The following is a 14,122-nucleotide window of genomic DNA, read 5'->3' as shown; positions in this document are numbered from 1 at the left end:
GACGGAAGAATCAACTAAATGCCAACCGCGGATCCACCGAAAATCGGACAGTCCCGGCCAGTCCAACTTTCGGGGACCAGTTCAGGGTTGCCTGGGACCGCTTCCTTTTTGTGCCTCCGGGAGGAGTCGTTGCGTGTGGTCAGCGTGTCGTTGGCGACTGCGGGTGTTTAGTGTTTGCTGCCTTGGATGAGGCCGGCAAGAGCGTGTAGAAATCAGGGGCTGGCCGGATGTGTGCTGGTGGCCAGGGACCAGCACCAGCCGGAGAGTTCGCGGGCGATGGCGACGTTGGCGATGACCGGGCGCTTGCGGCGTTCGAGGTAGCTGAGCCAGCGTTCGTGCAGGTGCCGGTTGCCGGCGTGGCCGCGGGTTCGTGCTTCGGAGGTGGCTTCTTCCCAGCGGACCGCATGAGCCGGGAGGGGTTGTTATAGGGCCTGCGGTGGTGCCAGGCGGCCTCAACGAGCAGGCGGCGGGCGTGGCTGTTGCCTGTTTTCGTGATGGACCCCTGGGATCGGGATTGTCCGGAAAAATGCTCAGTTGGGACCAGGCCGAGGTAAGCGCCGATTGTGGAGCCGGTGAACCGGTCCCAGTCGCCGATCTCCACGGCCAGTCCAAACGCGGTCACCGTGGAGACGCCGCGCAGGCACTGCAGCGATCTGACCCCCGGGGTGTATTCGCTCGCATAGGCCATCGCGGTGATCGCTTGATCGAGGCGGACACGTCGGTCCGAGATCTCATGCATCGCCTCAAGGGAGGACTCGTAGGTCAGCTGCCGGGCCGGGTTCTCGAAGCGCTGGCGCGCCAGCCAGAATTCGTGGGTGCCGGTCCAGGCTCGGCCGCGGAATAAACGATGCCATGGCGCAACAGCGGTATGGAAATCCGGTGCCGGGAACGCATCAGATCGCCGCGAACGTCTTCGCGGGAACGGACTAGATCCCGCGCAGCCTCCTGGTCCGCTGATGGAATTCTTACCCCGAGTGATTTCACCCAGCTTCAGCAGCCGGGCCAGATGCACCGCATCCCTCGCGTCGGTTTTTACCCGGTCCCCGGACGGGCGCTGGAGCTTCGACGGTGCCGCGACCACGGTGTCGATCCCGGCAGCAAGCAGGAACCTGGCCAGGCCAAACCCCGTCGGGCCTGCCTCGTAAACGACTCTGACCGGCGATGGAGGGAGAGAATCCAAGCAAGAAGCTCACCATGATCCGGACGGGATTGGATCGATGCCCACTAGTCAACGCCGCAATGGACATCCACACCGACGACCCTGCATTCGGGTACCGTTTCATCGCCGACGAGCTCCGGAGAAGGGAATCACAGCAAGTGAGAACAGAGTCCAGCGCTTATGCAGGGACCACGGTATCTGGTCCGTGTTCTCCAAGAAGCGGGGCCTGAACCGGAAGCCCGGGCCGCCGGTCCATGACGACCTGGTGGAGCGGGACTTCACCGCTGCCTCACCGAACGAGCTGTGTCTAACCGACATCACCGAACACCCTACCGCTGAGGGCAAGCTCTACCTGTGCGCTGTGAAGGACGTCTACTCCGGCAGGATCGTCGGGTACTCGATGGATGCTTTTGCGCCGGGCTGCCAAGTAGTTCAACGTTTCTGACCCCACGGCTGCGCGGGTCCCGCCGCACCCGGATCTGGGCGAAAACGGCCTGGTAGGAGCCGAACTTTGACCCGCCCGCACGCGCCCGGATCAGCACTGGTAGGCGCGTGCTCGGACTGCGCGTGTTCAGGCTTTGAGATCCAAACCACCTGCATCTGAAGACCTTCACGGTCCACCACGCCCCCCTTAAGGCCTCATCGCCGGCAGCAGCTGCCCGCCGCTGAGGTTGCAAGCCCTTTCCTTCACTGCCCCAATCCCTGAACGAAGGACTCGGCCAAACCCCTGGGCCAGCTGAGCCCTCACGGACCGATTTGAGCCCAGCACCCGGCACACACACACCCGCCTCCCCGGATTCCCGACCTTGGCCCGCCACCAGCGGAGAGAACGCCTACCGTTCACTCTTGTTGCGGTTCCTTGTCCTAGCACCGCGTTTTTCCGCCCCGTGCAATTTCTACTGAACTTTGTTCTTTTCTGCCTTGCTTTGCAACTATCCAAGGCAGGGTGAAGGCTGATTTTTCTGTAGGCAGCTTCGGTCGATACCGACCTGCGCGAGGATTGTGAGACTGTGACCGGCCGTTAGGCGTTGAGGGCCTCGCCTGATGGACGGACAAGGGGTCTAGGCGGTCAAGGCGTCAATCTCGCCGGCGTGCTCAGAGAGCCCAGGGAACAAATCTGAGATCACCTATCGGTCAAGTGTCGAATTACGTTGTGCGTGACGGTAGAGACCTTGTTTGGCCCCGGCGTCAATAGGCAACTCGACCAGCTAATCGACCCAGCGGCAAAAACTGCACCTCTGCCGTTCCGCGGTGGTATGAAGGTCAGGTCGCAACGGTTCTCGGGAAATTCTCCCGTCCAGTGGCCTTCCAGGACCGTGTAGTCAGTGACGGCCGGTTCGAAGACTGCGGTAGCGAGTTGAACAGTCTCGCGCGGAGTGCCGAAACCTTCCGACATTCGATCGAATTCAAAGCCCGCCGGCCCGCCCATGACCGCACCTGGCGTGTCGATTTCGTCCCCGTCGACGCCCTCGAAGATCCAGTCGACTGCGGCGTCTCGGCTTGCGGCCGTTCTACGAAGCCCCCTGCCCTTTTCGAAGGAGACACCGCCTGTCCCTACCCCGAACAGGCGGTGCGGCGATCGGTTGTGCTGCAGCCATTGCCCCCCGAACTCCCCCGTGGCGGCGTGGTACGTCTCACCGGGCGGAGTCTTCCAATGGGTGGCGCCAGCCTGTCCCCGACGCAACTCCATGACGTGCTGGCTGTCCGGATAGGTTGTGACAACTGCATGGAATCCGTTGCCGCCCAGGTACATCAGGTTTCCGCCGCGGGCAGTGAAGGCATCGAGCGCATTCAGCTCGGGACCGCTGACGTACTCCGGATGACTCCCGGTCATCACGAGCCGATACCCCATGAGCAGCGCAGCTCCCTCAATGTGCAGATCGTGGTCCGTGATCAGGTCGACCTCGATGCCCTCCTGGTCGAGCCAATCCAGGATGATCACGTCCGCACTGAGCTGGTGTGGTCCCCCAATATAGGGATGATGGTAGTCGGCTCGGAAGTTCACGATCGGTCGCAGCCAGGACGAGTGCGTACAACCGGTACCGTCGAGGTGACGGTCGTAGCAGCTGAGTAAGCCCTGTTCCCATGCCCACCGTTCCGGGGCCTGAACGATCTTTTCCGCAGACCCGCCCAAGCGAGATTCGACATCGGGAAGATCCCACCAGTGCCGTTCATTGCCGTAGGCAAGGTAGCTGAAAGTCGGTACGAGAAACGCGATTCGATTCCGTGCCCGTCCGGGCGCCGGGGTGACGAAAAATGGAATGTGGTCGGTGCCTCCACTACCGGTGACCTCCAGGGCGTATGCACCGCTGCTTAGATCGTCCGGGATCGTCCACCGACAGCTTGGTATCCATCCGGCGTCTGTCATATCGTCGCTGTGGAACGCGACGGCATCGTAGTGCTCGGCGCCGAGGCGCGGGTCCTGGAACGAGCCGTCCCACTTGGGTCCGGTCACCGCCCGTCTCGGGTGCTGCATCAGCAGCAGATCCTGACCTCGTCCACTGGTATCGCGAACGACCTTCCTTCCAGGGTCGGAATGGAACGACCAAGACGCCACCAGCCCGGAGATTCGCGAACGGAGAGAGACTGCGCTGAGTTTAGCGTCGACGCACCCCTCGCTGGAGGTCGACCCCATGGCCCACCCTGAGAGCCGCAGCTCTCCAGAATCGACCGACGTCGCCCCCGCCGCCTCAACGCTCACCCGCAACTCCGGTTTGCCTCCGGGACTCTTCAACGTCAGGCTCATTGTCCTACCCCTGACATTGTCCGAACCTCCACCTGGGAGCGTGAACTCGAGCCAATACCATACGTTGCACTCCAACATTCGCTCGATGACCACAACCTGCTCGTCCCACCGGCAAACCAGCTGTCCACCTTCCACAAACAGCCCGCGCTCCGGCCCGAAGGTGACAACACCCCGCCGATCGGGGACGATACGTGTCAGCAGTAGGGAGAGCGTCACGTCGAGATCGGCGGGCCATTCCCCCGCGGGTTGCACCAATCGCGCACTGCTACCTAACTGCAACGGTTGCACTGCGGTAATCAGCGCTATGTCGGACAAGCTGTCGACTTCCTCGAACAGATCCGTTCTCCTGTGTAGCCGAACGATGCGCGCCGTGGCATCGTCGCTGGAGCTCACGAAAAAGGAGATGTCCTCGCCAGGTTTCACACTCATTCGATCGGCATATCCAGTTACCTCAAGCACGTTAGCTCATTTCTTCGCAGTGGACGAGAACTATAGTGAGGGAATGATACTAGGTCGGATGACCTAGTATCGTCAAGTGGCCGCCGCGGCTTGCTTTCTCCGACCACGCAGGGAGCGATGCCCAAACACAACATGAAGGGTGTTGCGGAGCCCGTCATTCGTGCACGAACGAGATACCACCACCACTAGCGCGGGCAGAAAGTCCATTGGAAAGCAACCGCCATGCGACCTTTTGGTACTGGCAGAAAGTCTGCACGCCTGGTGTATAAGGCTCGCCCGGGGACATTTTCCCGACTGATCGCGGGCATTCACGGCCTCCGCGCGCTATCGGGTAACCCAAGAGCGAGGCTTTCTTTGGCTGTGATTTTGCGGGCTCTGTGGCGGAATGCCCTCGCAAAGGCGAACCAGCAGGCGACCGTGTTCTTGCGCGGCAACTTCCCGGCACGTGACCTAGCTGTAATTCCCAAGGGACGTTGTGAACAGCGTGGCGTGATGTAAAGGGCGAGGGCCTCCGATATCGACTTTGGGTTACCACACTCATCTCGATCGCCAGGAGGCACTCGTATCTTACATTACCCATGCTAACGCCGACCTGACACCCAAGGCCAAGGGAAAGCTCGCCCGGCTGGTCATTGAGCAGGGCTGGACCTTGCGCCGGGCCGCGGAGCGGTTCCAGTGCTCGCCGGCAACGGTCAAGAAGTGGGTGGGCCGGTACCGGCTTCATGAGAGGGCGGAATGGCGGATGCCTCATCGCGGCCGCGACGTAGTCCGAATCGGACACCCGTGCACACGGAGCGGCGGATCGTGGCGCTGCGCTTCAGCCGGCGGTGGGGACCACACCGGATAGCGGCCCACCTACACCTGGCCCGTTCCACCGTGGGCAAGGTTCTGGTGCCCAGCTTGCGGGCGATACTCTGGCTGGGCAGACCTTCGATAACAAAGCGCCAATATCTCCCGCTCCCGTGGAGTGAGGGCTTCGATGCGCTTTTCTATTTCACGCCGCCCGCGGTTCGCTTCGAAGCGTTCCTGGGCCAGGTCCAGATCTCCTGCACGACGTCCAGCATGTGCTGGGGATCGTACGGCTTCTCCAGAAAATTAACCGCTCCCTGCCTCAAAGCTTTCACCGACATCCTGATATCGCCGTGAGCCGAGACAAAAATAATTGGAATCGGGGAGGCGATCCGATTCAGCGTTTCCTGAAGCTGGAAGCCGCCCGCCTTGGGCATCCTGACATCCAGGACCAGGCACGCTGGCAGGTCTTGGTCGTAGCCGGCCAGAAACGACGCCACGTCGTAGTAGCTGTGGGACGGGATGCTGACGGATTCCAAAAGCCACGCCAGCGATTTACACAACTCTTCATCATCATCAGCGATGTAAACGAGCGGTTCGGGTGAATTCATGCTTCTACTGACTAAGGCCTAGGCGGGGTACTCGACGATATCCGGCCCCGCAGATGTAAGTCAATCGACGCCGCCTAAAGAAACTACTTATCCCACTAAAGACAACTCTGAATTGAGGTGGGACTACTCGCAATACCTTTTAGGCCCGCTCCTCAATAGATTCTAACCACAAGAATTCGCTAAATGACCAGCGGGATCGGTCGCGACAATGGGAGAATTAAAATGACTGAGCTAACGCAAATTCAGAAGGAATTCCGGTCCGCCATGGCACACCTGCCGGCCGCCGTAAATGTCGTGACAACGGCTGGTCCCCACGGTCGGGTCGGCATTACGGTCAGCGCCGTGTGCTCGATGACGGACGCCCCTCCTACCGTTCTCGTCTGCGTGAACCAGAACAGCGCCACGCACGACATCTTCAACAACAACGGCCAAATCTGCATCAACGTTCTCAGCGGGGAACATGAAGAGCTGGCGCGTCACTTTTCAGGGGCGACCCGTGTTCCCATGGAGGAGCGGTTCGGCTGGGATATTTGGGAAAAGGGCGATGACCAAGTGCCCGTGCTCCGTGACGCCCTCGTGAAGATTGTAGGCAGGATCAGCGGACGCACCACCCAAGGCTCACATTCAGTCATTTTTGTTCAGGTGGACCGTGTCGAAGTACAGGAGGACCGTGACAGCCTCATCTACTTCAAAAGGCAGTTTCGTCGTCTTTCCGTCACGCCCGAACTCGTCGCCTGATGGGTCTTCGTGACCTTTCGGCAGCGCTCCACGAAGGGCTGATCACGCCTACAAGGGCTGTTGAAGCGGTCCTGCAGCGCATCGAGGAAACCGAACCGAGCATCAACGCCTGGGTGCACGTGGACGCTGAGGGAGCTCTGGCCACAGCCAGGCGACTTGAGGAGTCGGCCGATCCTCGCGGGCCCCTCTGGGGAGTGCCTGTCGCCGTCAAGGACCTCATAGACGTTGCCGGAATGCCCACACGGTGCGGAAGCAGCTTGAGGGACGACACCCCGGCCCCGCGTGATGCGGAGTGTGTCCGCCTCCTGCGCGAGGCCGGCGCGGTCGTCATCGGCAAGACCGTGACCACCGAGTTCGGCTACTTCAAGCCCGGCCCCACACGGAATCCCGCCAACCTGGCGCACACTCCCGGGGGATCCTCCAGTGGATCTGCGGCCGCAGTGGCCGCCGACGTGGTGCCTCTCGCACTCGGCACTCAAACCGCCGGATCCCTGACTCGGCCAGCAGCTTTCTGCTGCGCGGCTGGATTCGTAACCCCCACCGGCACCTTCTCCCTTGAAGGCGTCACAGGGCTCAGTCACTCACTCGATACCCTCGGTTTCCTGGCCCCGCACGTTGCCGACCTCCACCTCGTTTGGGACATCCTCACCCATCAGCCGGCCAAGGTGCTGCAGGCAGGAACAGACGAACCCGTCCGCATCCTGCTGTGGAACGGCAGCGGCCTGGGGGACGTCAGCCCTGCCATGGACGCCGCGGTCGGGTTTGCAGCTGACACCCTCATTGCCGGCGGCGCAGCCGTTAATGATTGGCAGCAGCACGATCTCATCCAACAGCTGTGCGAAGCCCACGCAGACGTCATGGCCTATGAGGCAGCTGAGGAACGCGCCGCAGAACTTGAGCGCACCTCCGAACTAAGCCCCCCGCTGGTGGAGCTTCTCACAACAGGCCAACGCTGCACGCCGGAAGAATACGCAGCCGCCCAGCAAACAATCGCTTCCCTCCGTCAGGAAGTCCTTTCGTTGCTAGCGACCCATGACGCCGTTCTGGGCCCGGCCGCACTTGGAGCTGCCCCGGCCGGCATCGAAGCAACAGGATCACCAGTGCTCAGCAGGCCTTGGCAAGCCTTGGGATTCGCGGCCATCACCATCCCCGGTCTCCGGGATGAATTCGGCATGCCCCTGGGCATCCAACTCATAGGTATCCCCGGCCAGGAAGAACGACTCTTCACTATTGCCGAACAGGTTGAAGAAACCATCGCCGCCCGCACCCCCACCTTTCCAACCGCTAGGTATAAACCATGTCCTCAACACACGTAACCCCGGCGCCAGGATCCCTGGCCGAGGCGGTCGCCCAACGCAGAATGAACACACGCGCGTGGGTCATCACCACTCTGTTGATCCTCTTCCAAGTCATCGCCTTCGCAGACAAGGCCGTCCTCGGCCTGGTTGCACAACAAGCCATCCCGGAACTGGGCATCAGCACTGTCGAATTCGGCTTCATCGGCAGTGCCTTCTTCTTCCTCTACGCGATCTTCTCCGTGCTGATCGGCCTATGGGCCGGCAGGGCGCCGATCAAGTGGTTTCTGCTGGCCATGGGCCTAAGCTGGGCAGCGCTGCAGTTCCCCATGCTCTTTGGCGGAGGCGCCGCCATCCTGCTCGTCACCCGCATCCTGCGCGGGGGTGCCGAGGGGCCGGCCACGGCGATGTCGCTGTCCTCCGCACATTTCTGGTTCCGCCCCGCAGACAGAACGCTGCCGAGCAACCTGATCGCCGTCGGGTCAACGCTCGGACCCGTCATAGCTGCTCCCGCACTGGCCGCCATCATCATTTCCTTCGGCTGGAGATGGGCCTTCGGCGCTCTCGGGGTCGTAGGCGCAGTATGGGTGATGGCGTGGTTCCTTCTAGGTGCAGACGGGCCCTTCGGGGCGAAATTCGCAACGAAGGACAAGCAAACACCCACCAGGAACCGGCAGGCCCCCGAATCGCTGGCAGCGGAAGAAACGGCACCAGAGAATGACCGGCTTGCTGCCTTCGACTCCCAGCACAAGGTGCCATTGCGCGCCATACTCCTCAGCGGCTCCTTCGTCATCGCCGTCTTCGCCGGGTTCACTAACTTCTGGACCCAGGGATTCCTCACAACGTGGTCGCCGAAGTAGCTGTCCGGGGTCGTAAATCTCTCGCCGGAACTCGTCGCACTCTTCTCTTCCTTTCCTTGGCTGTTCGGGGCTGTAGTGCTTCTCGTCCTCGGCGTTCTCGGCCGGCGACTGATGAGACGCGGTCATAGTGTCCACAAGGCGGTCGGTGTCCCGTTCGGCATCTCCCTTGCCATAGCCGGCATAAGTTTCCTGTTGCTCCCGGCCACAAGCGGAACCACTTCGGTGGTGCTGCTGACAGTCGCAGCCGGATGCAGTGTCATCTACCCGATGGCACCCAGCGCAATGGCGGATGCGGTGGACCGAAACAGCGGCCGGTCCTGATGGCAGTCCTTGGAGACATCGCATCCATTGGCGCGATAGTGTCTCCCACCGCCGTCGGGCTGTTCATGGACTCGGCCGGTTATCGTACCCCCGCCCTAGGCACCAAGGACACGGCCGACATGATCATGAACATGACCAGCGGCGTTCACCAGTCATTCATCGTTGCCGGCGCGCTGCTCTTCGCAGCGGGGGTCCTCGCAGTGTTCTTCCTGAACCCCGACAGGACGGCGGCCCACCTGCAAGCTAAATTCCCGGCCACGGTCCAAGAAGCCAGCGGCACGCCATAACCGCAGGGACGCTACTGAAAAGGCGGCGGTCCTGTCCGGAGTTACCGGACGGGACCGCCGCCTCGTTACGTCCACCGCCCGGTGATCAGTCGCTCATCGGCAGAGGGGGCTACGCCCAGGACGCATCAGCGGTCCAGAACTCAAGCCCGTTCTCGCTGAAGCCGTGCTTCCACTCAGAGGTTCTCCGCAGCTGCGGCTCCACTCTGGCAGTAACAGCGTCAGCTGCTTCCGGCCCATCCTCCTCCACCTGCCAGTGGACCCAGTTGACCTCCAGATCATTCTCATCATGGACAAACAGATCGACGTGGTGCCAGCCATAGCCAAACGTGTCCGTGTAGCACGTCAGGAACATGCGGTCATGATTCTTGGGGTACGCCATGGAAGCTCTCCTTTCACGTTGTTTGTCAGCAGGCTATTGGGGATTTCCTTACCTCGAAAGGGGATGAATCTTTACCGCAGGCCGTGTTTTATCGTCTTTTCCGCGATCGGAAAGCGCCAGAGGATATAGATAGGCGGCGGCATCCGGCTGGAAGAGACGGGATACCGCCGCACCAATCCACTTTTCCCTATTGTTGAAGGCACGCCCACGTGAAGATTGATCGCATCGAGGCTATTCCCTACTCGATCCCTTACGTCAAACCCCTGAAATTCGCCAGCGGGGAAGTAGCGGAGGCCGAACACGTCCTTATCCGCGTCCACACAAGCGATGGCGTAGTCGGGATCGCTGACGCCCCGCCCCGTCCCTTCACCTACGGCGAAACGCAAGAGTCGATCATTGCGGTCGTCAACAAAATTTTTGCCCCGGCGATTACGGGCATGGACCCGCTTGACCGGTCCAAAATCCACCAGGTCCTCAACAGGACAATTCATAATCAGGTCGCCAAGGGAAGCCTTGACATTGCGCTCTGGGACATCATCGGTAAAGCCACGTCAACTCCTGTCCATCGTCTCCTGGGCGGACACGACACAGCGATGGACGTAAGCCACATGTTGGGCTTCAAGCCGGCCCAGCGGCTCCTCGAGGAAGCCCTGAACTTCCGCGAAAAATACGGCATCAACACGTTCAAGCTCAAGGTTGGCCGCCGGCCACTGGCCCTGGACGTCGAGGCCTGCCGGGTTCTGCGGGCCGGCCTCGGCTCGGACACGGAACTTTACCTAGACGCAAACCGGGGCTGGACCGCCAACGAGGCCTGGAAGTTCTCCGGCGCACCTCCGAATTGGGGCTGTCTCTCCTCGAAGAGCCCTGTGATGCCAAGGAAGGCATGAGCCGGCGTCGTCTCGTACAGAAGTCCCCCATCCCCGTGGTGGGCGATGAAAGCGTCCCGACGGCCGGTGATGCCTCCCGGGAGCTCCTCTCCGGAGGATGTGACGCCATCAGCATCAAAACGGCACGCAGCGGATTTACCGAAGCCTCACAGATCCTGGGCCTCTGCACGGGCCTCGGCGTGGATGTCGTCATGGGCAACCAAATCGACACACAGATCGGCACCCTCGCCACCGTGAGCTTCGGGGCCGCCCATGAGGCAACCTCACGGCGCGCAGGCGAACTATCCAATTTCCTCGATATGGCTGATGACCTCCTCAGCGTGCCCATCAGCATCACCAACGGGCGCATCACCGTAAGGGACGCTCCCGGGGTCGGGGCTCATATCGACGAAACCAAACTTGAGCACTACCGGCAGGACAAGTAGCCGGGCGCAACCCTCCCCGATTACCACTCACAAAGGAGACCAGTGCTTTACCTGGTACGCATGGACGTCAGCATTCCACCGGACATTCCGGGGGAACAAGCTGCTGCCATCAAACAAGAAGAGAAGGCATATTCGCAGGCGCTCCAGAAGGAAGGGCGCTGGCCCCACCTCTGGCGGGTGGTGGGGGAGTACGCAAACTACTCCGTGTTCGACGTGGACAGTAACGACGAACTCCACGGCATCCTTCAAAACCTTCCGCTCTTCCCCTACATGAAAATCATCGTCACCCCACTGGCCCAACACCCGTCCGCGATCACCGTATCGGGGATCTGAAGCACTACAAGAACCCACCGCCTCATTGATTAGGCGGCCCAAGAAAGGACCATAGCCATGTCTGTCGAAACCACTGCAACCGCCGCCGCCTCAGGCGCCAACGCAACAGAGAAGTTCAGGGCCAACAAAACCGCAGCTGCACAGGTCAGCACGGCGCGTGTCAGCCAGCTCGCATCGCGGGCCATCAAGGCACTCGTGGACACTGTCACCGAAGAAAAAGTGACCTACGACGAGTACAACGCCCTGAAAGCCTGGCTGATCCGTGTTGGAGAAGACGGCGAATGGCCGCTGTTCCTCGACGTCTGGATCGAGCACGCTGTGGAAGAAGTCGTCAACGCCGACCGTGAAGGCAGCAAAGGCACCATCGAAGGGCCCTACTACGTCCCGGGATCCCCAGTACTCCAGTCGCCGGCCACCCTTCCCCAGCGCGAGGACGAGGTAGGAACGCCCCTGCTCTTCCAGGGTCAAGTCACGAGCGTAGACGGCACACCCCTCCCTGGAGCGCACGTCGAAATCTGGCACGCTGACGACGCCGGCTACTACTCACAGTTTGCACCGGGCATCCCCGAATGGAATCTCCGCGGAACCGTCGTTGCCGACGCAGACGGGAACTACCAGATCAATACCCTTCAACCCGCGCCCTACCAGATTCCCACCGACGGCGCCTGCGGCCAGCTCATCACTGCCGCAGGCTGGCACGCCTGGCGCCCCGCCCACCTGCACCTCAAGGTGAGTGCACCCGGACAGCAGCTCATCACCACGCAGCTCTACTTCACCGCCGACGAACACCTGTCTGACGACATCGCCTCGGCAGTCAAGCCGGAGCTGATTCTGGACCCTAGCCCCACCAGCGACGGCAACGGGCGCGAGGTGTCCTACAACTTCGTCCTCGCACCCGAAGAGGCTAAGTAACAACCTCCGGGGCATAATCACACCATGGTTATGCCCCGGACCATACTCCGCCCCGCTCAGCACCCCAACGCCCAGGTACTGCATCTTGGTCCAAGACGCCGAAACCAAGTAAGTCTTCTGGGCCAATTCGGCTGTAGGGGGTTCTCGGCCTCACTCTTGGGGAACCGAACCGCCTCAGACATCCTGACATGAGCGGGATGCAGTCCTGTTACCGCCGCTCGGTAGGTGTTCAATGGTGCCAGAATGCCGCGAACCAATGGAAGGCGCGGATGGATCGGGTGGATTTAGCGGTCGAAGTCCGGGCGGGAATCCCGCTCGAACCCGCTGCCATCCATGCCGGCGAGTGGCAGCGGGGCATGGTGCTGAAGCATTCGGTATTGAGGTACAGCCAGTCCCCATCCGGGAAGTACTCGGGCCCGTCACAGTGCCCGTCGCCGGCCTCCACGTTGCCTGCCGGACCGCCGGCGGCGGGGATGGTCCTCAACCGCCCCGGCCGTGAAGTCCCCGCCTCGATGTCGGCGTACGCCAGACGCCCGCCGTCGGGACTGATGCCGTGCAGGAAATGGAATGACCCGTCATCGTCCGTGATCCGCGTGGCCGCACCGCCCTCAAGCGGTCCGCCGTAGATGTGGCCGTCCTCCCCGGGCATGAACATGGTGCTCCGGTCCGGGGCGAGGACGTGGTCGTTATTGAGAGCCGGGAGGCCCATCAACACGATCCGGGCAAGGGACCCGTCAGCCAGGTCCAGCTTTCACAGGAGGCCGTCCCCGTTCATGATCAATGCCCGGCCATCGAGCGTCCAGTTGGGTGCCTCCAGGAGCGTATTCCCGTATGCCAGTTTCGAGTAGGCCGCTGGCCGATGCAATCCAGACCTCGCACTGCTGGCCCGGCTTCAGGGCAGCATGGCGTGGATCAGTCGTTGCTGCTGAAGGCGGCGTCGAAGCTGGTTTGGGAGGCGGGGAAGTCGTACTTCTTGAGGTTGGCGAGGGCTTCGGGGGCGCCGTGGAGGCGGTCCATGCCGGCGTCTTCCCATTCGATGCTGATGGGGCCGTCGTAGCCGATGGCGGCGAGGGCCCGGAAGGAGGCTTCCCAGGGGACGTCGCCGCGGCCGGCGGAGACGAAGTCCCAGCCGCGGCGGGGGTCGCCCCAGGGCAGGTGGGAGCCCAGGACGGTGTTGCGTCCGGTCTGGCGGACCTTGGTGTCCTTGCAGTCCACGTGGTAGATCCGGTCTTTGAAGTCCCAGATGAAGGAGACGGGGTCTATGCCCTGCCACATCATGTGGGACGGGTCCCAGTTCAGGCCGAACGCTTCGCGGTGACCGATCGCTTCGAGGGTGCGGACGGTGGTCCAGTAGTCGTAGGCGATTTCGGAGGGGTGGACTTCGTGGGCGAAACGGACTCCTTGTTCGTCGAAGACGTCCAGGATCGGGTTCCAGCGGTCGGCGAAGTCCTGGTAGCCGGCGTCGAGGACTTTTTCCGGGACGGGCGGGAACATGGCGACGTACTGCCAGATGGAGGAGCCGGTGAACCCGACGACGGTGTCTACGCCGAGGGCTTTGGCGAGCCGGGCGGTGTGCTTCATTTCCTCGGCGGCGCGCTGGCGGACGCCCTCGGGGTCGCCGTCGCCCCAGACCTTGGACCCGACGATGGCCTGGTGCCGGAAGTCGATGGGGTCATCGCACACGGCCTGGCCTTTGAGGTGGTTGGAGATGGTCCAGACCTTGAGGTTGTATTTGTCCAGGATTTCCAGCTTGGAGTCGACGTAGCCGGGTTCGTCCCAGCGCCAGGCGTCCAGGTGGTCTCCGGAGACGGCGATTTCCAGGCCGTCGTAGCCCCAGCCGGAAGCAAGCTTCGCGACTTCTTCGAAGGGCAGGTCGGCCCACTGGCCGGTGAACAGGGTGAAGGGGCGGGGCATTCTCAGG

General features: G+C 61.9%; 11 protein-coding genes and 4 pseudogenes. 9 read left to right on the top strand and 6 right to left on the bottom strand.

Going from position 1 to position 14,122, the window contains the following annotated elements; genetic code table 11:
* Positions 1–212: 212 nt before the first annotated feature.
* Positions 213–1,203 (bottom strand): annotated as a pseudogene (locus QRM96_RS20710) (IS110 family RNA-guided transposase); the annotation flags it as partial.
* Between the two features lies 1 nt (position 1,204).
* Here QRM96_RS20710 and QRM96_RS20705 point away from each other — a divergent pair.
* Positions 1,205–1,568 (top strand): annotated as a pseudogene (locus tag QRM96_RS20705) (transposase); the annotation flags it as partial.
* A gap of 714 nt (positions 1,569–2,282) precedes the next feature.
* Here QRM96_RS20705 and QRM96_RS20700 read toward each other — a convergent pair.
* Positions 2,283–4,364: a N,N-dimethylformamidase beta subunit family domain-containing protein gene (locus QRM96_RS20700; RefSeq protein WP_285320827.1), complete on the bottom strand. Its 2,082-nt coding sequence runs from the start codon at positions 4,362–4,364 to the stop codon at positions 2,283–2,285.
* A gap of 571 nt (positions 4,365–4,935) precedes the next feature.
* Between QRM96_RS20700 and QRM96_RS20695 the strand changes: the two are divergent.
* A pseudogene (locus QRM96_RS20695) lies at positions 4,936–5,255 on the top strand (helix-turn-helix domain-containing protein); the annotation flags it as partial.
* Positions 5,256–5,353: 98 nt separating this feature from the next.
* On the opposite strand, the gene QRM96_RS20690 reads toward QRM96_RS20695, so the two are convergent.
* A complete protein-coding gene (locus QRM96_RS20690; RefSeq protein ID WP_285320826.1) occupies positions 5,354–5,764 on the bottom strand; it encodes a response regulator transcription factor in 411 nt (136 codons plus the stop codon).
* Positions 5,765–5,947: 183 nt separating this feature from the next.
* Between QRM96_RS20690 and hpaC the strand changes: the two genes are divergently transcribed.
* The 4 genes from hpaC (at position 5,948) to QRM96_RS20670 (ending at position 9,265) form a co-directional block, all read left to right on the top strand.
* Positions 5,948–6,502, top strand: a complete 555-nt coding sequence (hpaC, locus tag QRM96_RS20685; RefSeq protein ID WP_285320825.1) for a 4-hydroxyphenylacetate 3-monooxygenase, reductase component — start codon at positions 5,948–5,950, stop codon at positions 6,500–6,502.
* A complete protein-coding gene (locus QRM96_RS20680) occupies positions 6,502–7,818 on the top strand; it encodes an amidase (protein WP_285320824.1) in 1,317 nt (438 codons plus the stop codon). The genes hpaC and QRM96_RS20680 overlap by 1 nt, the downstream gene beginning before the upstream one ends.
* The gene (locus QRM96_RS20675) at positions 7,800–8,657 is read left to right on the top strand and encodes an MFS transporter (protein ID WP_285320823.1); all 858 of its coding nucleotides are present in this window, start codon (positions 7,800–7,802) and stop codon (positions 8,655–8,657) included. Before QRM96_RS20680 ends, QRM96_RS20675 begins: the two co-directional genes overlap by 19 nt.
* Before the next feature lie 320 nt (positions 8,658–8,977).
* Positions 8,978–9,265 carry a hypothetical protein gene (locus tag QRM96_RS20670; protein ID WP_285320822.1) on the top strand — a complete coding sequence of 96 codons (288 nt, stop codon included), beginning with the start codon at positions 8,978–8,980 and terminating at the stop codon, positions 9,263–9,265.
* A 109-nt stretch (positions 9,266–9,374) separates the two neighbouring features.
* On the opposite strand, the gene QRM96_RS20665 is transcribed toward QRM96_RS20670, so the two are convergent.
* A complete protein-coding gene (locus QRM96_RS20665) occupies positions 9,375–9,644 on the bottom strand; it encodes a hypothetical protein (protein WP_285320821.1) in 270 nt (89 codons plus the stop codon).
* Positions 9,645–9,853: 209 nt separating this feature from the next.
* Between QRM96_RS20665 and QRM96_RS20660 the strand changes: the two are divergent.
* The 3 genes and pseudogenes from QRM96_RS20660 (at position 9,854) to catA (ending at position 12,201) form a co-directional block, all read left to right on the top strand.
* Positions 9,854–10,956: pseudogene (locus QRM96_RS20660) on the top strand (mandelate racemase/muconate lactonizing enzyme family protein).
* A 42-nt stretch (positions 10,957–10,998) separates the two neighbouring features.
* Positions 10,999–11,289: a muconolactone Delta-isomerase gene (gene catC, locus QRM96_RS20655; protein ID WP_285320820.1), complete on the top strand. Its 291-nt coding sequence runs from the start codon at positions 10,999–11,001 to the stop codon at positions 11,287–11,289.
* 57 nt (positions 11,290–11,346) lie between these two features.
* Positions 11,347–12,201 (top strand): catechol 1,2-dioxygenase, encoded by an 855-nt coding sequence (catA, locus tag QRM96_RS20650; protein ID WP_285320819.1) that lies wholly within the window; start codon positions 11,347–11,349, stop codon positions 12,199–12,201.
* Positions 12,202–12,430: 229 nt separating this feature from the next.
* Here catA and QRM96_RS20645 read toward each other — a convergent pair whose 3' ends face one another.
* Complete coding sequence (locus QRM96_RS20645) at positions 12,431–12,910, bottom strand: TolB family protein (protein ID WP_285320818.1); 480 nt, start codon at positions 12,908–12,910, stop codon at positions 12,431–12,433.
* A gap of 203 nt (positions 12,911–13,113) precedes the next feature.
* A complete protein-coding gene (locus tag QRM96_RS20640; protein WP_285320817.1) occupies positions 13,114–14,115 on the bottom strand; it encodes a sugar phosphate isomerase/epimerase family protein in 1,002 nt (333 codons plus the stop codon).
* Positions 14,116–14,122 lie beyond the last annotated feature (7 nt).

The sequence above is a fragment of the Pseudarthrobacter sp. lyk4-40-TYG-27 genome, from assembly GCF_030209295.1.
Lineage (GTDB): Bacteria > Actinomycetota > Actinomycetes > Actinomycetales > Micrococcaceae > Arthrobacter.
The sequence above is the reverse complement of the archived record's forward strand: the minus strand, read 5'-3'. Positions and strand labels throughout refer to the sequence as shown.

Coding starts and splice junctions, on each gene's coding strand:
- QRM96_RS20690 (WP_285320826.1), bottom strand. CDS start 5,764: ATGAATTCACCCGAACCGCTCGTTTACATCGCTGATGATGATGAAGAG.
- hpaC (WP_285320825.1), top strand. CDS start 5,948: ATGACCAGCGGGATCGGTCGCGACAATGGGAGAATTAAAATGACTGAG.
- QRM96_RS20680 (WP_285320824.1), top strand. CDS start 6,502: ATGGGTCTTCGTGACCTTTCGGCAGCGCTCCACGAAGGGCTGATCACG.
- QRM96_RS20675 (WP_285320823.1), top strand. CDS start 7,800: ATGTCCTCAACACACGTAACCCCGGCGCCAGGATCCCTGGCCGAGGCG.
- QRM96_RS20670 (WP_285320822.1), top strand. CDS start 8,978: ATGGCAGTCCTTGGAGACATCGCATCCATTGGCGCGATAGTGTCTCCC.
- QRM96_RS20665 (WP_285320821.1), bottom strand. CDS start 9,644: ATGGCGTACCCCAAGAATCATGACCGCATGTTCCTGACGTGCTACACG.
- catA (WP_285320819.1), top strand. CDS start 11,347: ATGTCTGTCGAAACCACTGCAACCGCCGCCGCCTCAGGCGCCAACGCA.
- QRM96_RS20645 (WP_285320818.1), bottom strand. CDS start 12,910: ATGGGCCTCCCGGCTCTCAATAACGACCACGTCCTCGCCCCGGACCGG.
- QRM96_RS20640 (WP_285320817.1), bottom strand. CDS start 14,115: ATGCCCCGCCCCTTCACCCTGTTCACCGGCCAGTGGGCCGACCTGCCC.